This window comes from Cereibacter sphaeroides 2.4.1, assembly GCF_000012905.2.
Lineage (GTDB): Bacteria > Pseudomonadota > Alphaproteobacteria > Rhodobacterales > Rhodobacteraceae > Cereibacter_A > Cereibacter_A sphaeroides.
Genome location: NC_007493.2, coordinates 1,136,379 through 1,157,226, shown reverse-complemented (window position 1 = coordinate 1,157,226; position 20,848 = coordinate 1,136,379). Strand labels below are relative to the sequence as shown.

Here is a 20,848-nt window from a genome sequence, read left to right as displayed (position 1 = left end):
TCCTCTCAGCCGGTCCGCAGGCGCTGTGCGAGAGCCGCCGCCGCGGCCAGCTTCTCCGGGTCGAGCCCGGTCTCGTAGCCCCGCGCCGCCAGATGGGCCGCCACCGCCTCGGTCGCCACATTGCCCGCAGCGCCTGGCGCATAGGGGCAGCCGCCGAGGCCGCCCACCGCCGCATCCACCACCCGCAGGCCGCGCTCCAGCGCCGAGTCGATCACCTGCAGCGCCCGGCCCGCCGTGTCATGGCAGTGGGCGGCAAGACGGTCGGGCGGCATCTCGTCCAGAACCTCCGCCAGCATCGCATCGAAGCCTTCGGGCGTGGCGCGCCCCACCGTATCGCCGAGCGAGACCTCGGCGCAGCCCAGATCGCGCAGCGCCGCCGCGACGCGCGCCACCGCACCGGGCGGGGTCGGCCCGTCGAAGGGGCAGTCCACCACCATCGAGACATAGCCCCTGAGCCGCATCCCGTCGCGCCCCGCCGCTTCGGCGATGGGCGCGAGCCGCGCAAGGCTTTCGGCCACCGTGCAGTTGAGGTTCGCCTTCGAGAAGCCCTCGGAGGCCGAGACGAAGACCGCGATCTCGCCCGCGCCCGCAGCGAGGGCCGCCTCGTAGCCGCGGAGGTTCGGCGCGAGGGCCGCATAGGTCACGCGGGGCCTGCGGCCGATGCCGGCCAGCACTTTGGCGCCATCGGCCATCTGCGGCACCCATTTCGGGCTCACGAAGCTCGCCACCTCGATCCGGCGGAAGCCGCAGGCGGACAGCGCATCCACCAGCGCGATCTTCTCCGACGTAGGAATGGCGCGCGGCTCGTTCTGCAGCCCGTCGCGCGGGCCGACCTCGAAGATCTCGACCCGCTCCGCTCCCGCGGAGCCGCCTGCCTGCGCCTCAGCCATCGGCCTCCTCCAGCCGCACGAGCGCCGCCCCGGCCTCGACCTGCGCGCCGGCCTCGACCAGCACCTCGGCCACCGTGCCGTCCCGGGCGGCGGTCAGCACATGCTCCATCTTCATCGCCTCGATCACCGCGAGACGGTCGCCCTTCTCCACCCGGTCGCCCGCCCGCACCGAGACCTCCCGGACGAGGCCCGGCATGGGCGAGAGGGTGAGGCCGCCCTGCCCCGCCTCCTCCGTGCCGCGGTCGAGCGGATCGGGGATCTCGAAGCTGACGGTGCCGGTGCGGGCGAAGACATGAACCTGCGTCCCGATCCGCAGGACGCGCGCCGGAGGGCGCCCCGCCACCGCCCAGCCCTCGGGGCGCAGCCGCGCGGCGAGGCGCGCCTCGCCCAGCTCGACGGTGGCCCTGCCCGGCGCCTCGACGGTGAGCGCCGCCGCGATCTCCTCCGAGCCATGGCGCAGGCGGACGTGCCTTCGAAGGGGCGTCCAGAGGCTGAAGCCCTGAAGGGGGGCGGGCGTCTCGCCGAGCTCGGCCACGAGGAGCGCCGCCGCGACCGTTTCCGGGGCCAGCGTCGCGGGCGCGATCAGGGCGGCCAGATCGCGGCCGATGAGGCCCGTGTCCACCTCTCCCGCAGCGAAACCCGGGTGCTGCGCGAGGCGGCGCAGGAAGGCGAGGTTCGTGACCGTGCCCGCCACCTCGGTCTCTTCGAGCGCGCGCGCGAGCCGGTTCAGCGCGGAGGCCCGCGACGGGCCATGGGCGACGATCTTGGCGATCATCGGATCGTACCAGGGGCTGATCCGGTCGCCCGTCCGCACGCCCGTATCGGCGCGGATGCCGTCGGCGAAGCGCAGATGGTCGAGCCGGCCGATCGCGGGCAGGAAGCCCGCGGGGACGTCCTCGGCATAGAGCCTTGCCTCGAAGGCATGGCCGCGGAGGGGGATGTCCTCCTGCGCGAGCGGCAGGGGTTCGCCCGCGGCCACGCGCAGCTGCCATTCCACGAGATCGATGCCCGTCACGGCCTCGGTCACCGGATGCTCGACCTGAAGCCGCGTGTTCATCTCCATGAACCAGAACCGGTCCGGGCTGAGGCCGGCCGAGCCGTCCACGATGAATTCGACCGTGCCCGCCCCGCGGTAGCCGATGGCGCGGGCGGCCCGCACCGCGGCCTCGCCCATCGCGGCGCGCATCGCGGGCGTCATGCCGGGGGCCGGCGCCTCCTCGATCACCTTCTGGTGCCGGCGCTGCAGCGAGCAGTCGCGCTCGTAGAGATGGACCGCATCGGTGCCGTCGCCGAACACCTGCAGCTCGATATGACGCGGACAGTCGATCCATTTCTCGATCAGCACCGCCTCGTTGCCGAAGGCGGTGCGGGCCTCGGCCCGGGCGGAGGCGAGGGCTGCGGCGAACTCCTCCGCCCGCTCGACGCGGCGCATCCCCTTGCCGCCCCCGCCCGCCACCGCCTTGATGAGGACCGGATAGCCGATGTCCTGGGCCATCAGGGCCAGATGTTCGGGCTCCTGATCCGCGCCGTGATAGCCCGGCACGACGGGCACGCCCGCCTCGGCCATCAGCGCCTTGGCGGCATCCTTCAGGCCCATGGCGCGGATCGCCGCGGCCGAGGGGCCGATGAAGACGAGGCCCGCGGCCTCGACCGCCTCGACGAACTCGGGGTTCTCGGAGAGGAAGCCGTAGCCCGGATGGATGGCTTCCGCCCCGGTGGCGAGGGCCGCCTCGATCAGCCGCTCGCCGCGCAGGTAGCTGTCGGCCGGCTGCGGGCCGCCGATCGGCACCGCCTCGTCGGCCACGGCCACATGGAGCGCCTCGGCATCGGCATCGGAATGGACGGCGACGGTCGCCACGCCCAGGCGCCGGGCGGTGGCCGCGATGCGGACGGCGATCTCGCCGCGGTTGGCGATCAGGATCTTGCGGAACATCGGACCTCGCCTTCCGGGCCGGCCGCGGGGGGCTTTCCGCCCCCCGCACCCCCCGAGGATATTTTTGCCAGAATGAAAGGAAGAAGGGTCACCGCTCACATCCGGAAGAGGCCGAAGCGGGTGGGCGCGATGGGGGCGTTGAGGGCCGCCGACAGCGAGAGGAACAGGGTCTCGCGGCTCTTGCGCGGATCGACGATCCCATCGTCCCAGAGGCGGGCGGAGGCATGGAGCGGGTGGCTCTGGCGCTCGAACATCTCGATGGTGGGGCGCTTGAAGGCGGCCTCCTCTTCGGCCGACCAGTGGCCGCCCTGCCGCTCGATCGCGTCGCGCCGGACGGTGGCGAGGACGCCTGCCGCCTGCTCGCCGCCCATGACCGAGATGCGGGAGTTGGGCCAGGTCCAGAGGAAGCGCGGCGAATAGGCGCGCCCGGCCATGCCGTAATTGCCCGCGCCGAAGGAGCCGCCGACGAGGAGCGTGATCTTGGGCACGGCGGTGGTGGCGACGGCCGTCACCATCTTGGCGCCGTGGCGGGCGATGCCCTCGTTCTCGTAGCGCCGTCCCACCATGAAGCCCGTGATGTTCTGCAGGAAGATCAGCGGGATGGAGCGCTGCGAGCAGAGCTCGACGAAATGGGCGCCCTTGATCGCCGCCTCGGAGAAGAGGACGCCGTTGTTGGCCACGATCCCCACCGGGCAGCCCATGAGATGGGCGAAGCCCGTGACGAGCGTCTCGCCGAAGCGCGGCTTGAACTCGTCGAAGCGCGAGCCGTCGACGAGGCGCGCGATCAGTTCGCGGATGTCCCAGGGCGTGCGGAGGTCGGCCGGCACCAGCCCGAGGATCTCCTCGGGGTCATGGGCGGGATCCTCGGGCGCGGCCCAGGCCACGGTCTCGGGCCGGGTCCGGTTCAACTGCCCCAACGCACGGCGCGCAAGCGCCAATGCATGGGCATCGTCCTCCGCCAGATAGTCCGCCACACCGGAGAGCCGGGTATGGACCTCGCCGCCGCCCAGATCCTCGGCCGAGACCACCTGGCCCGTCGCGGCCTTCACGAGGGGCGGGCCGGCGAGGAAGATCGTGCCCTGGTTTCTCACGATGATCGTGACGTCGGACATGGCGGGCACATAGGCGCCGCCCGCGGTACAGGAGCCCATGACCACGGCGATCTGGGGAATGCCGGCCGCGCTCATCTGCGCCTGATTGTAGAAGATGCGGCCGAAATGGTCGCGGTCGGGGAAGACCTCGTCCTGATTGGGCAGGTTCGCGCCCCCGGAATCCACCAGATAGACGCAGGGCAGCCGGCATTCGGCGGCGATCTCCTGCGCACGCAGGTGCTTCTTCACGGTCATCGGATAGTAGGTGCCGCCCTTCACGGTGGCGTCGTTGCAGACGACCATCACCTCCTGCCCGTGCACCCGGCCGATGCCCGCGATCACGCCCGCGGCCGGAGCGGCGCCGTCATAGAGGCCGTGGGCGGCGAAGGCGCCGATCTCGAGGAAGGGCGAGCCCGGATCGAGGAGCCCCGCCACCCGCTCGCGCGGGGGCAGCTTGCCGCGGGCCGCGTGGCGCGCCTGTGCGGCAGGCCCGCCGCCCGCCGCAGCCCATGCGGCGGCCTCGGCCGTCTCGGCGATCAGCGCCAGATGGTGGGCGCGGTTGGCGCGGAAGGTCTCGGACGAGGGCAGAACGCGGGAGGAAAGTTTCATGAGCGGCCCGGAAGCTGGAGGACGGGTGAGGCGTAGCCTGCGCGCTGCGGCGCGCGGAACACCGAAAGCCATTGACGCAGATCAAGGCGATCGGGCCGATCAGGGACGAGGGTCGCCGGCGTTGGTAACCCCAAGGTATGCAGATGCACACGATGATTCCCGCGGCCTTCGCCGCGACCCTCGCCCTCCTCGCCGCGGCCCCGGTGGCCGCCCAGTCGGCCGGAGACATGACCTTCGGCATAGGCCTCGGCAGCGTGATGCCGAAATCCGACAATGGCACGCTCGCCGGACTGGGTGCGGAGGTGGGCAATGACGTGCAGCCCACGATCACCTTCGAATATTTCATCCGCGACAACCTCGGCATCGAGATCCTGGCCGCCACGCCCTTCAAGCATGACGTGTCGCTGGACGGTCTGGGCAAAATCGGCTCGGTCAAGCATCTGCCGCCGACGGTGACGCTGCAGTATCACTTCCCCACCGGCGGCGCCTTCGCGCCCTTCGTGGGTGCCGGCGTGACCTATGTCACCTTCTTCGACGAAGAGACGCCGCTCGGCGATCTCGAGCTCGACGACAGCTGGGGCCTGTCGGTCCATGCGGGCTTCGACTACTGGCTGAACGACCGCAACGCGATCCGGGCCGACGTGCGCTGGATGGATATCGACAGCGACGCCAAGCTCAATGGCGCCAGCATCGGCACCGCGGAGATCGACCCGGTGGTGGTGGGCGTCTCCTACATCTGGAAGTTCTGATCCTGCGGCCGGTCCGGGAGTCCCGGGCCGGCCCCTCCCGCGGGCGAGAGCCCTTTTGCCCGCGGCATGAAGGGGACGCCCCGCCATCGCTCAGCCCGCCATAAGTTCGCGGCCGATGAGCATCCGGCGGATCTCGGAAGTTCCCGCCCCGATCTCCATCAGCTTCGCATCGCGGAAGAGCCGGCTCACGACGGAATCGTTCAGGAAGCCCGCGCCGCCGAGCGCCTGCACCGCCTGATGCGCCTGCACCATCGCCTGCTCCGAGGCATAGAGCACGCAGCCCGCCGCATCCGCGCGCGTCACCCGCCCCGCATCGCAGGCGCGCGCCGTCTCGTAGACATAGGCCCGCGCCGTGTTCAGCGCGACATACATGTCGGCGAGCTTGCCCTGCATCAGCTGGAAGTTTCCGATCGGCTGACCGAACTGCTGGCGGCTCTGGCAGTAGGGCACCACCTCGTCGAGGCAGGCCGCCATGATCCCCGTGCCGATCCCCGACAGCACCACGCGCTCGTAATCGAGCCCCGACATGAGGACGCGCACCCCCTTGCCGTCCTGCCCGAGGACATTCTCGAACGGCACCTCGCAATTCTCGAAGATCAGCTCGCCCGTGTTCGAGCCGCGCATCCCCACCTTGTCGAAGTGCGGCGAGGTCGAGAAGCCCGTCATCGACTTTTCGATCAGGAAGGCAGTGATGCCCTTCGCGCCCGCCTCAGGGTCGGTCTTGGCATAGACCACCAGAACATCCGCATCCGGCCCGTTGGTGATCCAGTATTTCGTGCCGTTGAGGACATAGTAGCCGTTCCGCTTCTCGGCCTTGAGCTTCATCGACACCACGTCCGAGCCCGCGCCCGCCTCGGACATGGCGAGCGCCCCCACATGCTCGCCCGAGACGAGCTTCGGCAGATAGCGCGCCTTCTGCTCAGGGCTGCCGTTCAGGCGGATCTGGTTCACGCAGAGGTTGGAATGCGCCCCGTAGCTGAGCGAGACCGAGGCCGAGGCGCGCGCCACCTCCTCCACGGCGACCGTATGGGCGAGATAGCCCATGTCCGAGCCGCCGAATTCCTCGGGGACCGTGATGCCCAGAAGCCCGAGCTCGCCCATCTCGCGCCAGAGCTCGGCCGGGAAGACGTTCTCGCGGTCGATCCGGGCGGCCATGGGCTTCACCCGCTCCTGCGCCCAGGCATGGACGGTCTCGCGGAGGGCGGCGATCTCCTCGCCGAGGTCGAAGGTCATCGGAGCGTGAAACATGCGGCGAGCCCTTTATTGAACGTATGTTCATTTCTTGCCTGTCCGGCCCGAGTCGGTCAAGTGCGGCGTGCAGCGGCCTCGCGCAGCGGGCGGATCTGCGCCATGCTCCGGCCCCGGAACAGGAGGTGCGGATGAAACATGTCTGGATGGCGCTGGCGCTGCTGCTGGCAACCCCCGCGGACGCCGAGGTGGTGGGCGAGGTCGGCGTGGACTGGGTCGGCAACGACATCCTGATCGAGGCGATCCCGGATCCCGAGGTGCAGGGCGTGACCTGTCACATCGCCTATTTCGACCGGTCGGTGATCGACCGGCTACGGCAGGGCAACTGGTTCGAGGATCCCTCGAACGCCTCGATCGCCTGCCGGCAGACCGGCCCGGTCACGGTGGGCGACATCGACCGGTCGAAGGACGGCGAGGAGATCTTCAAGGCGAGCCGGTCGCTCGTGCTGAAATCGCTGCGGATCACGCGGATCTACGACGAGGCGAACGACACGCTCATCTACCTCGTCCATGCGCGGGAGCTGACCGAGGGCTCGGCCAAGATGTCGATCTCGACGGTGCCGCTCTGGCGCGCGCGGGAGTAACGGCGGGGCCTGCCGGGCCCCGCTTCGCGGCTCAGCCGAGCAGGCGGGCGGCGAGGTCCGGCAGCTCGTCGAAATGGTGCAGAAGCCCGTCGGGGCCGAGCTCGGCCACGTCCATCCCGCTCGGCCCGAAGGTCACGAGGGCCACGGGCACGCCGGCCGCGCGGGCCGTGTCGCGGTCGGTGCGCGTGTCGCCCACCAGCATCGAGTGCGCCACCGCACCGCCCGCGCGCTCGACCGAGGCGACGTAGGGCGCGGGATCGGGCTTGCGGACGGGCAGCGTATCCGCACCGATCATCGCATCGAAGAGATGACGCACCTCCAGAAGCGAGAGCAGCGTCTCGGCCAGAGCCTCGGGCTTGTTGGTGCAGATCGCGGTGGCGAAGCCCTCGGCTCTCAGCCGCTCGACCGCATCGCGTGCGCCCGGATAGAGCGTCGTATGGACGTTGATCGCGCAGCGGTAGTTCTCGAGCAGCAGCGGATACTGCAGGTCGATCTCGGCCTCGGCGCTCTGCCCGTCCAGCCGCTCGAACCCGAGCCTCAGCATGGCGCGCCCGCCGTGGAAGGCCGTCAGCGCATCCTTCAACGGGTCGAGCGGCTCGCCGCGGCCCAGAGCGCGGAAACAGGCATTGGCCGAGGCGATCAGATCCGCGCTCGTGTCGGCCAGCGTTCCGTCGAGGTCCAGAACCACCGTGCGTCGCGTTCCGTTCGATCCGTTCTGCATGGTGCCTCCTGAAACAGCCGGTAAGAGAGTGTGATGGCCGTGGCCTTGCGGCCTCGCCCATCCCCGTTAAAACGGGCGCATCGCAAAGGAAAGGGTGCCGATGGACCGTGCCACCGTATCATTGATCGTTCTGGCTGCCGGACAGGGCACACGGATGAACTCGGACCTGCCCAAGGTCCTGCACCCGCTGGGGGCGGCTCCGATGCTGCATCACGCGCTCCGGGCGGGCCAGTCGCTCGAACCCGAGCGGGTCGTGGTGGTGGCCGGACACGGGGCCGAAGCGGTCGCCAAGGCCGCGCGCGCCTTCGACGAGAGCATCGAGGTGGTGGTGCAGGCCGAACAGCTGGGCACGGCCCATGCCGTGGCGCAGGCCGCGCCTTTGCTGGCCGATGCGCCCGGCGAAGCGGTGGTGCTCTATGGCGACACGCCCTTCATCCGGCCCGAGACGCTCGAGCGGATGCTCGACCTGCGGTCGCGGCACGCGGTCGTGGTCCTCGGCTTCGAAGCCACCGATCCCGGTCGCTACGGCCGTCTGGTGACGCGGGGCGAAGAGCTCGACCGGATCGTCGAATGGAAGGATGCAACGGACGAAGAACGCACCATAAGCCTCTGCAACTCCGGCGTCATCTGCGCCGAGGCGGGGCTTCTCCTCGCCCTCGTCTCGGAAGTGGGCAATGCCAATGCCGCGGGCGAATATTACCTGACAGACGTCGTGGCCCTTGCCCGCGTCCGCGGGCTCTCGGCCGGCGTGGCGATCTGCGACGAGGCCGAGACGCTCGGTGTGAACACCCGCGCGCAACTGGCCGAGGCCGAGGCGGAATTCCAGAAACGCGCCCGCGCCGCGGCGCTCGAGGACGGGGTCACGCTCACCGCGCCCGACACGGTCTTCTTCGCGCTCGACACGTTCCTCGGGCGCGACGCCATAGTGGGGCCGAACGTGGTCTTCGGACCCGGCGTCACGGTCGAATCCGGGGCCGAGATCCGCGCCTTCTGCCATCTCGAAGGCTGCCACATCTCGCGCGGGGCCACGGTAGGCCCCTTCGCGCGCCTGCGCCCCGGCGCGGAACTGGCCGAGGACGTGCATGTGGGCAACTTCGTCGAGATCAAGAATGCCGTGCTCGACGAGGGGGTGAAGGTGGGCCACCTCACCTATCTCGGCGACGCCCATGTGGGCGAGCATACGAACATCGGCGCGGGCACGGTCACCTGCAACTACGATGGGGTGATGAAGCACCGGACCGAGATCGGCGCCCATGCCTTCATCGGCTCGGACACGATGCTGGTGGCGCCGGTCACGGTGGGGGCGCGCGCGATGACCGCCTCCGGATCGGTCATCACCGAGAATGTGCCGGCCGAGGCGCTGGCGCTCGGCCGCGCCCGTCAGGTGACGAAGCCCGGCATGGCCACCCGGCTCATGGAGATGTTCCGCGCCGCCAAGGCCGCGAAGAAGAAGGAAGCCCCCTGATGTGCGGGATCGTCGGAGTCCTCGGCAACCACGAGGTCGCACCGCTGCTGGTCGAGGCGCTGAAGCGTCTCGAATATCGCGGCTATGACTCGGCCGGCATCGCCACAGTCAATGGCGGCCGGCTCGACCGGCGCCGTGCCGTGGGCAAGCTCGTCAATCTGTCCGACCTGCTCGTCCACGATCCGCTGGCGGGCAAGAGCGGGATCGGCCACACCCGCTGGGCCACCCATGGTGCAGCCACCGTGACCAACGCCCACCCGCATCGTGCAGGCCCCGTGGCGGTGGTTCACAACGGCATCATCGAGAACTTCCGCGACCTGCGGGCCGAGCTCGCCGAGGCCGGCTTCGCCTTCGAGACCCAGACCGACACCGAGACGGTGGCGCTGCTCACGCAGATGCACATGGCCCGCGGCCTCGGACCGCGCGAGGCGGCCGCCGAGACGCTTGCGCGGCTGACGGGCGCCTTTGCACTCTGCTTCCTCTTCGAGGGCGAGGACGATCTGCTGATCGCCGCGCGCCGGGGCTCACCGCTCGCCATCGGGCACGGCGACGGCGAGATGTTCGTGGGATCTGACGCGATCGCCCTCGCGCCGATGACGGATGCGATCACCTACCTCGAGGAAGGCGACTGGGCCGTCGTGACCCGCGCCGGTGCCGAGATCTTCGACAGCCACGGCCGGCGCGTGAACCGCGCGACCACCCGGATCCAGATCGATGCCGCGCGGATCGAGAAGGCGGGCTACAAGCATTTCATGGCCAAGGAGATCGCCGAGCAGCCGGTCGTTCTGGCGGATGCGCTGCGCCACTATGTGCAGGATGGCCGGATCAACCTGCCGGGCGTGGATTTCACCGGCGTGGACCGGGTGACGCTCGTCGCCTGCGGCACGGCCTCCTACGCCTGCCATGTGGCGAAATACTGGTTCGAGCAGATTGCGGGCCTGCCGGCGGACGTGGATATCGCCTCGGAGTTCCGCTACCGCGAGCCGGTGCTCTCGCCCACCTCCTGGGCGGTGTTCGTGAGCCAGTCGGGCGAGACCGCCGACACGCTGGCCGCTCTCCGGCATGCGGGCGACGCCGTGGCGCGGACGCTTGCAGTGGTGAACGTGCCCACCTCCTCGATCGCGCGCGAGGCGAACCTCGCGCTGCCGATCCTCGCGGGCATCGAGGTGGGCGTGGCCTCCACCAAGGCCTTCACCTGCCAGCTGACCGTGCTCGCCCTTCTTGCGCTGAAGGCGGCGCAGGATCGCGGGCGGATCGACGCGGCCGAGCTCGGCCGCAGGCTCGACGCGCTGGCGACGCTGCCCGGTCTCATGAACCATGCTCTGCGGCTGGCCGACGACATCCGCGATCTGGCGGGCGAGCTTGCCGAGGCGCAGGACATTCTGTTCCTCGGGCGCGGGCCAATGTACCCGCTGGCGCTCGAAGGGGCGCTGAAGCTGAAGGAGATCAGCTACATCCACGCCGAAGGCTATGCCTCGGGCGAGCTGAAGCACGGCCCCATCGCCCTGATCGACAACCGGGTGCCGGTGATCGTGATGGCGCCGCGCGACGCGCTGTTCGACAAGACCGTGTCGAACATGCAGGAGGTGATGGCCCGTCACGGCAAGGTGCTCTTGATCTCGGATGCGCGCGGCATCGAGGAGGCGGGGGCCGGGTGCTGGCGCACGCTCGCCCTGCCCCAGGTCGCCGATTTTCTGGCGCCGATCCTCTATGCGGTGCCGGCACAGCTTCTGGCCTACCACACGGCCATCGCCAAGGGCACCGACGTCGACCAGCCGCGCAACCTCGCGAAGTCGGTGACGGTGGAATAAGCATCCGCACCGGCGGCCTGCCCCGCCGGTGCTCCCCTTTCGCCCGGGCCCTGATGACCGCGCAGCACGGCCTGCCCGCGGCTGGAACGTCCAGCCAGTCTCCGCACCCCTCGTCAGCAACCGGCCCACTACCGGTCGCAAGTCCGACACCGAGGGTCGGGATTGCGACGTCGGCCCCCGACCCGGAGCCGCTTCCGCCCTGGCACGACTCGTGCTTCCGCTTCGTTATGTAGTCGAGAAACATAGCGGTGAGGCAATGGCGGATCGAATGAAGGCCCAAGGCGGACCGTCCCGCGAGGCGCATCCCGAATGCGCTTTCGCGGCAGAGCGCGGATCCTGCGCAGCGAAGGATGGCCTCGCATGCTGATGCTGGACGATGTGGCGCTCCACTGTCTCCTGAAGCGGGATCGGCATCCCGGAGTGACCGTCGCAGAGGCGACATCGCACGACAGCCGAGGGATGACCGTCACCCTGCGGGCCGGCGCCGCCGGCACCGTCTGCGGTCTGGAAGAGGCCGAGCGCATCTTCACCCTGCTGGGCTGCGCCGTGGACATCGCGGCCGCAAGCGGGGCACGCGTCGAGACGGACGACCTCCTCGTGGCGGCGCGGGGCCCGCTCGCGTCCCTCACCTCCGGCTGGCAACCGGCGCAGTCCCTGATCGAATGGGCGTCCGGTGTCGCGACCGCCACCGCCGACTTCGTCGCGGCGGCCCGGGCGGCCAACCCGGGGATTGTCGTCGCCTGTCCGCGGAAGGCGATCCCAGGTGCGCGTCCTCTGGCGCTCAAGGCGGCGGTCTCGGGCGGCGCCGTGGTCCAACTCGGAGCATCCCCGACCCCCACCCTCATTCTCGCCGAGCATTTCGCCTTCGAGGGCGCGGCCTCTGTCCGGGACCGGGTGGCGCAAATGCGCCAGACCGATCCCGGCCGCGCCGTCGCCGTCGAGGTGGAGACCCTCGCACACGCGCTGGCGGCCGCGGACCTCGGCGCCGATATGATCCAGCTTCGGAAGATGCGGCCGGAAGAGGTAGCCGCCACCGCGCGGTCGCTCGATCGGGGATGGACGGGCCAGCTGATCGCCGTCGGTGCGATCCCCATATCTCTCGCGGCCGCCTATGCCACCAGCGGCGCGGATGTGCTGATGACGTCGATGCCCTATCACGCGCCGCTGGCCGACATCCGGGTTGCCTTCGAGAGGGACTGACAGGCGGAAGCTGATGGACCGGATCAGCTGGCCCGGAATGGAATGGCGTCGTCCGCGAGTTTTGCATTGCAGAGAGACGACATGACGCGCATCCGCGACCCCGCCGCAGTCCTCCGCCCTGTTCAGGCGAAGAAACTGGAGCATGGGTTCCAGGTCAAAGCCTAGCGCGGCTTCTTCTGAGCCGGCCTCTGCGTCAATGCAGAACCGGCGGCAGTTTTCGCGGCGGCACTCGATTTGGGGTCGCGGAGCACTTTGCTGGCTGCCGAGGCCGCTTTTGCGCTCGTGATCTCGGACTTCTTCTTCATGGGTAGTCTCCCAAAGTTATCCACACTCATCCACAGCTTGGTGGAAATCGGTGGAAAAGTTCAGGATTGTTGCTTCCGTGCGGCCGTGCTTCAGGGTGCGTAGCCTCCCCTACGGGTCGCGAATGGAGCGCGGAACTGGGTACTTCCGCGCTCTGTTGAATCCGAGAAATAACGCCCTCATCAGAAGAGCCAAGTTGTTGTTTTTGCTCGCAGCAGCTTTCGCTTCGGCCGGCAATCTGTCCTTTGTGTGCGCCAATTGGCGCCCTCTCGAGCAGTGCAGAATATGACGGGGCCGGAATGAGAAACGGCCGCCCGGAGGGCGGCCGCATGAAAACCCGAAATCGCGGGTTCAGAGGTCGTGGCGTCGGAAGATCAACCTGTTCAACGAGCACTTCGGCAGGATCGGCCGGATCCGCCTCCGCGACAGTTCCGCCTGCAAGGCCTTCACGGAAACTTCACGCTCTGCAGCGAGCGCCTGGAGCTCGACATGCGCGTCGGCGAAGGTTTCGACGACGCAGGGATCAAGATGAAGACAGGGATCTCCGACAGCATCCGTCCCTTCGATCGCCGGAAGAAGCACCCTGCCCTCCTGATCCGTTGCCACCGTCAGGTTCCGGACAGCCCATGCTTCGAGCCCCAGTCGCTCCGCCGCCTGGATGACGGACAGGCGGCCATCGGTGCCGCCATCGCGCAGCCGGGCCAGAACTTCTTCGGGATCGACGAGGACGGACTTGAGCTTCAGCTCGCGGGGCAGAAGGGCGACGCGGCTCAGCCGACCGGCAAGCACGAGCTTGATGATGTCGATGGCGGGACAGCGAAGGATCCTCGACGCCTCCACCACGTTTGTGAACTCCGTCCTCGGCGGCACCGTGTTGCCTCCTGCCGACCGGAAGCGGTCGAGGAAGGCGTCGACATCCTCGACCGCGATCGAGTTCAGCCCGAACTGCCCGGTGCTCGGGTTCTCGCCAATGCGTGGGATCACGCGATGCCGGATCAGCGCCTCGGCCTGAAGCCGACCGCAGTTCAGGTACTCCGGCATCGCAGCCATGGAAAGCGAACGCCGCATGCGATCGGCCAGACGCTCTCCGGCCACGGCGTCGACCGTCAGCAACCGGTCGAGGACGTCCGCCTCCCCGTCCGGCATCACGCCGGTCAGGACGAGCGCGCGGTTCATTGTCCGATAGTTCAAGCCGAACTGTCGTGCGAGGCTTGCCACCGAGTGCCGACGCCGCACTTCCACCGGTTCGCCGAAGAGCTTCGTGCCGGGCTCGATCGGCATCGTGTCGAGGAAGTACTCGCGGACCACATCGCGGATCGGGCCGCGATCCTTCCCGCTCTTGTTGTACTGGAGCCACTGGTAGAGACGCCCGAAGATCGCCTGGGGTCCGCCCTGCTTGCGGGTGACGCATGGCCGCGCGCGGATGACATCGAGAGCTTCCCGAATGCCTTCGGCGCCGCGCGAGGTGAAGCCGTAGCCGACCGCGCCGGCCGCGTCCCAATCGTCCTCGGTCTGCGTCGCCATCTCGACTCGCGGGTGGCGAAGGACGCACATGCCGAGAATCTCCGTTGACCGAACAGCCAGATTGATCGGCTGTCCGGCTCTGCCACAGCCGGATGTTCTTCATCCGCGCCTATCCCCGCGAGACGCAGGAGATGGTGTTCGACGCCCATGACCGGGCCTTCGCCTTCTTCAGGGGGACCTGCACGCGCGGGATCTACGACAACATGAAGACGGCGGTGGAGGCGGTCTTCACGGGCAAGGAGCGGAAGTACAACCGGCGCTTCCTGCAGATGTGCAGCCACTTCCTGGTCGAACCTGTCGCCTGCACCCCCGCGTCGGGCTGGGAGAAGGGCCAGGTCGAGAACCAGGTCGGCCTCGTCCGCGAGCGGTTCTTCACGCCCCGGCTACGGGTCCAGAGCCTCGAGGAGTTGAACGCCTGGCTGCTGGACAAGTGCGTGGCCTACGCCAAGGCGCACAAGCATCCCGAGCAATCCGAGCGGACGATCTGGGAGATGTTCGAAGCCGAGCGCCCCAACCTCGTGCCCTATGTCGGGCCCTTCGACGGCTTCCACAGCGTGACCGCGTCCGTCTCCAAGACCTGCACCGTCAGGTTCGACAACAACAAGTATTCTGTGCTGGCCACGGCGGTCGGGCACCCGGTCGAGGTCCACGCCTATGCCGATCGGATCGTCATCCGGCAGGACGGCGTCATCGTCGGCGAGCACCAAAGGGTCTTCGGGCGCGGCCAGACCGTCTACGACCCATGGCACTATGTGCCTGTTCTGGCCCGCACACCGGGTGCCCTGCGCAATGGCGCGCCCTTCCGCGACTGGGTGCTGCCGCCCGCGCTGGCCGCAATCCGGCGCAAGCTGGCGGGCTCGGACGACGGCGACCGCCAGATGGTCCAGATCCTGAGCTGTGTCGCAGCCGATGGATTGCCGGCGGTCGAGTCCGCCTGCCGCGAGGCCCTCGACCAGGCCGTCCATTCCGCCCCTGTCATCATCAACATCCTGGCCCGTCGCAAGGATGCCGCCCCGCCACCGCTGCTGCTGACGCCCGCCGGCCTGCGCCTGACCCATGCGCCGGTGGCCGACTGCGCCAGATACGACAGCCTCAGGAGGACCAGCCGACATGGACCGCACCCAGATCCTCGACCTGATGACCGCCCTCAAGCTCTACGGGATGCGCAGCGCCTATGACGAGGTCATGGCGAACGGCATCAAGCGCCAGCACGAGCCACCGAGGATCGTCGGCGACCTGCTCCAGTCCGAGATAGCCGAGAAGCAGGCGCGCTCGATCCGCTGCCAGATGACGATCGCCAAGCTGCCGCTGGTAAAGGACATAGAGCAGTTCGACTTCACCGGCACGCCGGTCAACGAAGCCCTGGTGCGCGAACTGGCCACCGGAGCCTCGTCGCCGACCAGCGCAACGTCGTGCTCATCGGCGGAACAGGCACCGGCAAGAGCCATCTCGCCATCGCCATTGCCCGCGCGCTCATCCGCAATGGCACCCGCGGTCGCTTCTTCAACGTCGTCGACCTCGTGAACAAGCTCGAAGCCGAAACCCGCAGCGGAAAGCAGGGCCGAACCGCCGACTATCTCGGCCGCCTCGACTTCGTGATCCTCGACGAACTTGGCTACCTGCCGTTCGCCCAGGCTGGCGGACAGTTGCTCTTCCACCTCATCAGCCGTCTCTACGAACGCACCTCGATCATCGTCACCACCAACCTCGCCTTCGGCGAGTGGCCGACCGTCTTCGGCGACGCCAAGATGACCACCGCGCTCCTCGACCGGCTCACGCACCACTGCGAGATCATCGAGACCGGCAACGAGAGCTGGCGCTTCAAGAACCGCGCTTGACCCTCAGCACGCGAGCCCGCTCAGCGCCTGAGCCGCCTCCACACCCTGACCGTTCCGTCGGCTCAGGCCCTGATCTCGCAGAGCCGGGGGGGGTGAAAATTGGACGCCGATCCGGGGTCAGTTTTGGAAGCCGATTGACAGCCTGGTCACATTGGCGCGCGAAGGAGGCACCGTGACGCCGGAGCAGGACTACTGGATCGCTGCAGATCCAGGATTGCCGTCAGTGCGGACGATCACCAGCCTCGCCAGCCCGTCAGGCCTTCCATGGGTTGCGGCGGCACAGGCTGCGTCACGAGGGCGCTCGGGCGCCTCTCGTAGAAGGCGTTCCCGCCCGTCACGAGCACATAGTGCATGTTGTCGTAGGGGAAGCGGTGGCCGGCGGTGTGGAAGAACATCGCGTCGCCGATCATCGGATGGCGTTCGCCTTTCAGGACGGAGCGGGCGGTCTCGCGCACCAGCGGCAAGGACCGCGAGTCCATCCGGCGGGACATGATGCGAGGAGCGAACTGGAACCGCTGGCCGACGACGCCGCAGACCGACTTCGGGTACTGGCCGGACTCGACACGGTTCATCACCACGCTGCCCACAGCGACCATCCCGTCGCGGCTGGAGCGATTGGATTCAAAATACATCGCCCGCTCCATGCACTCCTGCGGGCTGCGTCCGCAGGCCCCGAGCAGCGCTGTCAGGGCGAGGCACATGGCAATGGTCGATCTTGCTCGGGGAAGGCTCATCGCTGGTCCATCTGCAAGGGTTGAGGCTCCGTCGATTGCGCTGACGGCGAAAGGCGGGTGTCGGCGGATGTTCTCGTCGCGCGGCGAGGGGCCTCGGCGCCAGGAACGGATCACATCCGCCGCTCGGGTTCCTGGTGCCGGACGTCCGGATCGCCATGGCAGCGACCGTGTAAGCGGCGCCAAGCAGTCGCCTGGCGGAACGCGGGTGGTCCGACCGGGAGGTCGCGGGGTGGAGCGACCAGCGTTGCCGCTCCACCGCAATCATATCAACCGCTTACTGGGACAGGGCGCCATAACCTCGACAAAAGGGCGCCGAAATCACGGGAAAAGGGCGTTTATTCCCCCCTCGTTCACGCTCCAACCTCAATTCCCTCAGCTGCAGCCGCTCGTGCCGCCGCAGGTGTTGCACTTCATGCAGGTGCCGTTGCGGACCAGCGTGTAGTTGCCGCATTCGCCGCAGGGATCGCCCTCGTAGCCCTGCATCTTGGCCTTGGTGCGCGCGTCCATCGTTACGGTGCCGGAGGCAATCGCGGTCACGCCCCGGCTTTCGCCGATGGTGCCCACCACGGGGACCGTGTCGAAGCCCACGGCCATCCCGCCCTGCAGCACCGTCAGTTCCTGCGGCAGGCGCTTGCGCAGATAGCCCGTCGAGCTGATCTGCTTGAGCACCTCGAGGCTGCGCGAGGCGGCCGCCTCCGACACTTCGGTCAGGTTCGACTTCCGGCCCTCGTCGGTGCCGCCGCCCAGATCGTCGAAGCTCGCCCCTTCCGGCTTCACATGAGCAAGGTCGGTCCGGTCGAGGTAGGACACCGCCAGCTCGCGGAAGATGTAGTCGAGGATCGAGGTCGCGTTCTTGATCGAGTCGTTGCCCTGCACCATGCCCGCGGGCTCGAACTTGGTGAAGGTGAAGGCGTCGACGAACTCCTCGAGCGGCACGCCATATTGCAGGCCCACCGACACGGCGATGGCGAAGTTGTTCATCATCGCCCGGAAGCCCGCGCCTTCCTTGTGCATGTCGATGAAGATTTCGCCGAGGCTGCCGTCCTTGTATTCGCCGGTCCGCAGATAGACCTTGTGGCCGCCGACGATGGCCTTCTGCGTATAGCCCTTGCGGCGCTCGGGCAGCTTCTCGCGGTGGCTGCGCACGATCTCCTTGACGATCACCTTCTCGACGATCTTCTCGGCCAGCACGATGGCCTTTTCCTGAGGCGTGCCGGTGGCGAGGATCTCCTCGGCCTCCTCATCGTCCTCGACCAGCGCCGATGCGAGCGGTTGGCTCAGTTTCGATCCGTCGCGGTAGAGCGCGTTGGCCTTGATCCCCAGCGAGTGCGACAGCTCGTAGGCCGCCAGCGTCTCGGCGATGGTGGCCGAGTTCGGCATGTTGATCGTCTTCGAGATCGCGCCCGAGATGAAGCTCTGGGCCGCGGCCATCATGTGGATGTGGCTCTCGACCGAGAGGTAGCGCTTGCCCTTCTTGCCGCAGGGATTGGCGCAGTCGAACACCGGCAGATGCTCGGCCTTCAGATGCGGCGCGCCCTCGAGCGTCATGGTCCCGCACACATGGTCGTTGGCGGCCTCGATCTGCGCCCGCGTGAAGCCCAGATGGCGCAGCAGGTCGAAGGTCGGGTCGGCGAGCTTGTCGGCCGGGATGCCGAGCGCGCCCTTGCAGAAATCCTCGCCCAGCGTCCACTGGTTGAAGACGAAGCGGATGTCGAAGGCCGAGGGCAGCGCGGCCTCGATCTTCTCGATCTCGCGGGCGCCGAAGCCATGGCCCACCAGCGCCGAATGGCTGATCGTCGGGCAGTTGGCGAGCGTGCCGTGGCCCACCGCATAGGCCACGATCTGCGAGATCTGCGCCGAAGCGTAGCCCAGCGTCTCGAGCGCCGCGGGCACCGAGCGGTTGATGATCTTGAAGTAGCCGCCGCCCGCGAGCTTCTTGAACTTCACCAGCGCGAAGTCGGGCTCGATGCCGGTGGTGTCGCAGTCCATCACGAGACCGATGGTGCCCGTGGGCGCGATCACCGTCACCTGCGCGTTGCGGTAGCCATGCGCCTCGCCGAGCCGCAGCGCCTCGTCCCAGGAGGATTTGGCCAGCGCCACGAGACGCGGATCGGGGCAGTTCACCTGATCGAGCGCGACCGGGCTCACGTTGACGCCCTCGTAGCCGGTCGTGTGGCCGTGGGCGGCGGTCCGGTGGTTGCGGATGACGCGCAGCATGTGGCCCGCGTTGCGCTCGTAGCCCGAAAAGGCGCCGAGCTCGCCTGCCATCTCGGCCGAGGTGGCATAGGCCACGCCGGTCATGATCGCCGAGAGCGCGCCGCAGAGCGCCCGGCCCTCGCTGGAATCGTAGCCCAGCCCCATGTTCATCAGCAGCCCGCCGATGTTGGCGTAGCCCAGACCCAGCGTGCGGAAGTCGTAGGAAAGCTGCGCGATCTCCTTCGAGGGGAACTGCGCCATCATCACCGAGATCTCGAGCGTGACCGTCCAGAGCCGCGTGGCGTGGACATAGCCCTCGGCATCGAAGCGGCCGGCCTCGAAGAAGGTGAGCAGGTTCATCGAGGCCAAGTTGCAGGCCGTGTCATCGAGGAACATGTATTCCGAGCACGGGTTCGAGCCGCGGATCTGCCCGTCCTCGGGGCAGGTGTGCCAGGCGTTGACCGTGTCGTGGAACTGGATGCCTGGGTCGGCGCAGGCCCAGGCGGCATGGCCCACCTGATCCCAGAGCTCGCGCGCCTTGATGGTCTTGGCGACCTTGCCGTCGGTGCGCCGGACGAGCGCCCAGTCGGCGTCGTCCTTGACCGCCTGCAGGAAGGCATCGGTCACGCGGACCGAGTTGTTCGAATTCTGGCCCGAGACGGTCGTGTAGGCCTCGGAATCCCAATCGGTATCGTAGGTCGGGAATTCGATCGAGGAGAAGCCCTGCCGCGCATACTGCAGCACGCGGTTGATGTAGGTTTCGGGGATCATGGCCTTTTTGGCGGCGCGGATCGCGGTCTTGAGGCCTGCGTTTCCGGCCGGGTCGGTCGCTCCCTCGATCGAGCCGTCGAAGCTGCGGATGGCGGCGAAGATGTCGTTCAGCTTCGCTTCATGCTGCTTCGAACCGGCGACCAGAGAGGCGACCTTCTGTTCCTCGATGACTTTCCAGTTGATGAACTGCTCGATGTCGGGGTGATCCATGTCGCAGATCACCATCTTGGCCGCGCGGCGCGTGGTGCCGCCCGACTTGATCGCGCCCGCCGCACGGTCGCCGATCTTCAGGAACCCCATGAGGCCCGAGGACTTGCCGCCGCCCGAGAGCTTCTCGCCCTCGCCGCGCAGGCTCGAGAAGTTGGTGCCGGTGCCCGAGCCGTATTTGAACAGCCGGGCCTCGCGCACCCAGAGATCCATGATCCCGCCCTCGTTCACGAGGTCGTCCTGCACCGACTGAATGAAGCAGGCGTGCGGCTGGGGATGTTCGTAGGCGCTGTCCGACTTCTGGAGTTTGCCGGTCGCGTGATCGACATAGAAGTGGCCCTGCGACGGGCCATCGATGCCATAGGCCCAGTGAAGGCCGGTGTTGAACCATTGCGGCGAGTTCGGCGCGGCCATCTGCCGGGCCAGCATGTGGCGCATCTCGTCGTAATAGGCGCGCGCATCGGCCTCGGTCGAGAAATAGCCGCCCTTCCAGCCCCAGTAGGCCCAGGCGCCGGCCAGACGGTCGAACACCTGCCGGGCCGAGGTCTCGCCGACGAACCGCTCCTCTTCGGGCAGCTTCGCCAGCTCCGCCTCGTCGGGCACCGAGCGCCACAGGAAGTCCGGGACCCCCTTCTCCTTCACGCGCTTGAGGCGGGCAGGCACGCCCGCCTTGCGGAAGTATTTCTGGGCCAGCACGTCCGAAGCCACCTGGCTCCAGCCCTCGGGCACCTCGACGCTCTCGTTGCGGAAGACCACGGTGCCGTCGGGGTTCCGGATCTCGGACACCGTCGTGGTGAAGCCGACGCCGCCATAGGCGCCGCCCTCCGCCGTGGTGAACTTCCGCTCGATCTTCATCTCGCCTCTCCGTTGTGCCTCGGGGGCCGTGAGCCCCTGGTTGATCTCGTGCGCCGGTCGCGCAAAGCCGGACCGGCCCGCGCAGGCGAGCTGGATCGGCCCGTCGATCGGGCATGTGT

14 protein-coding genes and 2 pseudogenes are annotated in these 20,848 nt (G+C 68.3%); 7 read left to right on the top strand and 9 right to left on the bottom strand.

All coding sequences use genetic code 11. The annotated features are described in order from the left end of the window. Window positions 1-5 precede the first annotated feature (5 nt). From RSP_RS05640 to RSP_RS05630, 3 genes are all read right to left on the bottom strand, one after another. A complete protein-coding gene (locus RSP_RS05640) occupies window positions 6-890 on the bottom strand; it encodes a hydroxymethylglutaryl-CoA lyase (RefSeq protein ID WP_011337544.1) in 885 nt (294 codons plus the stop codon). Further along, the gene (locus RSP_RS05635; RefSeq protein ID WP_011337543.1) at window positions 883-2,823 is read right to left on the bottom strand and encodes an acetyl-CoA carboxylase biotin carboxylase subunit; all 1,941 of its coding nucleotides are present in this window, start codon (window positions 2,821-2,823) and stop codon (window positions 883-885) included. The genes RSP_RS05640 and RSP_RS05635 overlap by 8 nt, the downstream gene beginning before the upstream one ends. Window positions 2,824-2,918: 95 nt before the next feature. Beyond that, a complete protein-coding gene (locus RSP_RS05630) occupies window positions 2,919-4,523 on the bottom strand; it encodes a carboxyl transferase domain-containing protein (RefSeq protein ID WP_023003589.1) in 1,605 nt (534 codons plus the stop codon). Between the two features lie 143 nt (window positions 4,524-4,666). Between RSP_RS05630 and RSP_RS05625 the strand changes: the two genes are divergently transcribed. Further along, window positions 4,667-5,272, top strand: a complete 606-nt coding sequence (locus tag RSP_RS05625; protein ID WP_011840848.1) for an OmpW/AlkL family protein — start codon at window positions 4,667-4,669, stop codon at window positions 5,270-5,272. Between the two features lie 90 nt (window positions 5,273-5,362). Here RSP_RS05625 and RSP_RS05620 read toward each other — a convergent pair whose 3' ends face one another. Beyond that, window positions 5,363-6,520 (bottom strand): isovaleryl-CoA dehydrogenase, encoded by a 1,158-nt coding sequence (locus RSP_RS05620; RefSeq protein ID WP_011337540.1) that lies wholly within the window; start codon window positions 6,518-6,520, stop codon window positions 5,363-5,365. 131 nt (window positions 6,521-6,651) lie between these two features. On the opposite strand from RSP_RS05620, the gene RSP_RS05615 reads away from it, so the two are divergent. Beyond that, entirely contained in the window at window positions 6,652-7,104 is a 453-nt protein-coding gene (locus tag RSP_RS05615) for a CreA family protein (RefSeq protein ID WP_011840846.1), read from the top strand. A 31-nt stretch (window positions 7,105-7,135) separates the two neighbouring features. Here RSP_RS05615 and RSP_RS05610 read toward each other — a convergent pair whose 3' ends face one another. Beyond that, on the bottom strand, window positions 7,136-7,825 hold the full coding sequence (locus tag RSP_RS05610) for a phosphoglycolate phosphatase (protein ID WP_011337538.1): 690 nt from the start codon (window positions 7,823-7,825) through the stop codon (window positions 7,136-7,138). A gap of 100 nt (window positions 7,826-7,925) precedes the next feature. On the opposite strand from RSP_RS05610, the gene glmU reads away from it, so the two are divergent. The 3 genes from glmU to RSP_RS05595 all read left to right on the top strand — a co-directional run bounded on the left by glmU (window position 7,926) and on the right by RSP_RS05595 (window position 12,301). Further along, on the top strand, window positions 7,926-9,290 hold the full coding sequence (gene glmU, locus RSP_RS05605) for a bifunctional UDP-N-acetylglucosamine diphosphorylase/glucosamine-1-phosphate N-acetyltransferase GlmU (protein ID WP_011337537.1): 1,365 nt from the start codon (window positions 7,926-7,928) through the stop codon (window positions 9,288-9,290). Next, the gene (gene glmS / locus RSP_RS05600) at window positions 9,290-11,101 is read left to right on the top strand and encodes a glutamine--fructose-6-phosphate transaminase (isomerizing) (protein ID WP_011337536.1); all 1,812 of its coding nucleotides are present in this window, start codon (window positions 9,290-9,292) and stop codon (window positions 11,099-11,101) included. The genes glmU and glmS overlap by 1 nt, the downstream gene beginning before the upstream one ends. Before the next feature lie 360 nt (window positions 11,102-11,461). Further along, a complete protein-coding gene (locus tag RSP_RS05595; RefSeq protein ID WP_011337535.1) occupies window positions 11,462-12,301 on the top strand; it encodes a beta/alpha barrel domain-containing protein in 840 nt (279 codons plus the stop codon). Between the two features lie 161 nt (window positions 12,302-12,462). Here the strand turns inward: RSP_RS05595 and RSP_RS05590 are convergent, their stop codons facing one another. Further along, window positions 12,463-12,606 (bottom strand): hypothetical protein, encoded by a 144-nt coding sequence (locus RSP_RS05590; RefSeq protein WP_162129769.1) that lies wholly within the window; start codon window positions 12,604-12,606, stop codon window positions 12,463-12,465. Window positions 12,607-12,955: 349 nt separating this feature from the next. Continuing rightward, on the bottom strand, window positions 12,956-14,128 hold the full coding sequence (locus tag RSP_RS05585) for a hypothetical protein (protein ID WP_227590636.1): 1,173 nt from the start codon (window positions 14,126-14,128) through the stop codon (window positions 12,956-12,958). A gap of 71 nt (window positions 14,129-14,199) precedes the next feature. On the opposite strand from RSP_RS05585, the pseudogene istA reads away from it, so the two are divergent. Together istA and istB are read left to right on the top strand one after the other, a co-directional pair. Continuing rightward, window positions 14,200-15,306: pseudogene (gene istA, locus RSP_RS05580) on the top strand (IS21 family transposase); the annotation flags it as partial. Then, window positions 15,239-15,966, top strand: a pseudogene (gene istB / locus RSP_RS05575) (IS21-like element helper ATPase IstB). The pseudogenes istA and istB, both read left to right, overlap by 68 nt. A 233-nt stretch (window positions 15,967-16,199) precedes the next feature. On the opposite strand, the gene RSP_RS05570 reads toward istB, so the two are convergent. Together RSP_RS05570 and RSP_RS05565 are read right to left on the bottom strand one after the other, a co-directional pair. After that, window positions 16,200-16,700, bottom strand: a complete 501-nt coding sequence (locus RSP_RS05570) for a cell wall hydrolase (protein ID WP_011337532.1) — start codon at window positions 16,698-16,700, stop codon at window positions 16,200-16,202. Between the two features lie 372 nt (window positions 16,701-17,072). Next, complete coding sequence (locus RSP_RS05565) at window positions 17,073-20,729, bottom strand: vitamin B12-dependent ribonucleotide reductase (RefSeq protein ID WP_011337531.1); 3,657 nt, start codon at window positions 20,727-20,729, stop codon at window positions 17,073-17,075. Window positions 20,730-20,848: the final 119 nt, after the last annotated feature.

What these genes read in the sequence shown, in the direction of transcription:
- RSP_RS05640 (WP_011337544.1), bottom strand. Translation starts at nt 890, where the DNA reads ATGGCTGAGGCGCAGGCAGGCGGCTCCGCGGGAGCGGAGCGGGTCGAG.
- RSP_RS05635 (WP_011337543.1), bottom strand. Translation starts at nt 2,823, where the DNA reads ATGTTCCGCAAGATCCTGATCGCCAACCGCGGCGAGATCGCCGTCCGC.
- RSP_RS05630 (WP_023003589.1), bottom strand. Translation starts at nt 4,523, where the DNA reads ATGAAACTTTCCTCCCGCGTTCTGCCCTCGTCCGAGACCTTCCGCGCC.
- RSP_RS05625 (WP_011840848.1), top strand. Translation starts at nt 4,667, where the DNA reads ATGCACACGATGATTCCCGCGGCCTTCGCCGCGACCCTCGCCCTCCTC.
- RSP_RS05620 (WP_011337540.1), bottom strand. Translation starts at nt 6,520, where the DNA reads ATGTTTCACGCTCCGATGACCTTCGACCTCGGCGAGGAGATCGCCGCC.
- RSP_RS05615 (WP_011840846.1), top strand. Translation starts at nt 6,652, where the DNA reads ATGAAACATGTCTGGATGGCGCTGGCGCTGCTGCTGGCAACCCCCGCG.
- RSP_RS05610 (WP_011337538.1), bottom strand. Translation starts at nt 7,825, where the DNA reads ATGCAGAACGGATCGAACGGAACGCGACGCACGGTGGTTCTGGACCTC.
- glmU (WP_011337537.1), top strand. Translation starts at nt 7,926, where the DNA reads ATGGACCGTGCCACCGTATCATTGATCGTTCTGGCTGCCGGACAGGGC.
- glmS (WP_011337536.1), top strand. Translation starts at nt 9,290, where the DNA reads ATGTGCGGGATCGTCGGAGTCCTCGGCAACCACGAGGTCGCACCGCTG.
- RSP_RS05595 (WP_011337535.1), top strand. Translation starts at nt 11,462, where the DNA reads ATGCTGATGCTGGACGATGTGGCGCTCCACTGTCTCCTGAAGCGGGAT.
- RSP_RS05590 (WP_162129769.1), bottom strand. Translation starts at nt 12,606, where the DNA reads ATGAAGAAGAAGTCCGAGATCACGAGCGCAAAAGCGGCCTCGGCAGCC.
- RSP_RS05585 (WP_227590636.1), bottom strand. Translation starts at nt 14,128, where the DNA reads ATGGCGACGCAGACCGAGGACGATTGGGACGCGGCCGGCGCGGTCGGC.
- RSP_RS05570 (WP_011337532.1), bottom strand. Translation starts at nt 16,700, where the DNA reads ATGAGCCTTCCCCGAGCAAGATCGACCATTGCCATGTGCCTCGCCCTG.
- RSP_RS05565 (WP_011337531.1), bottom strand. Translation starts at nt 20,729, where the DNA reads ATGAAGATCGAGCGGAAGTTCACCACGGCGGAGGGCGGCGCCTATGGC.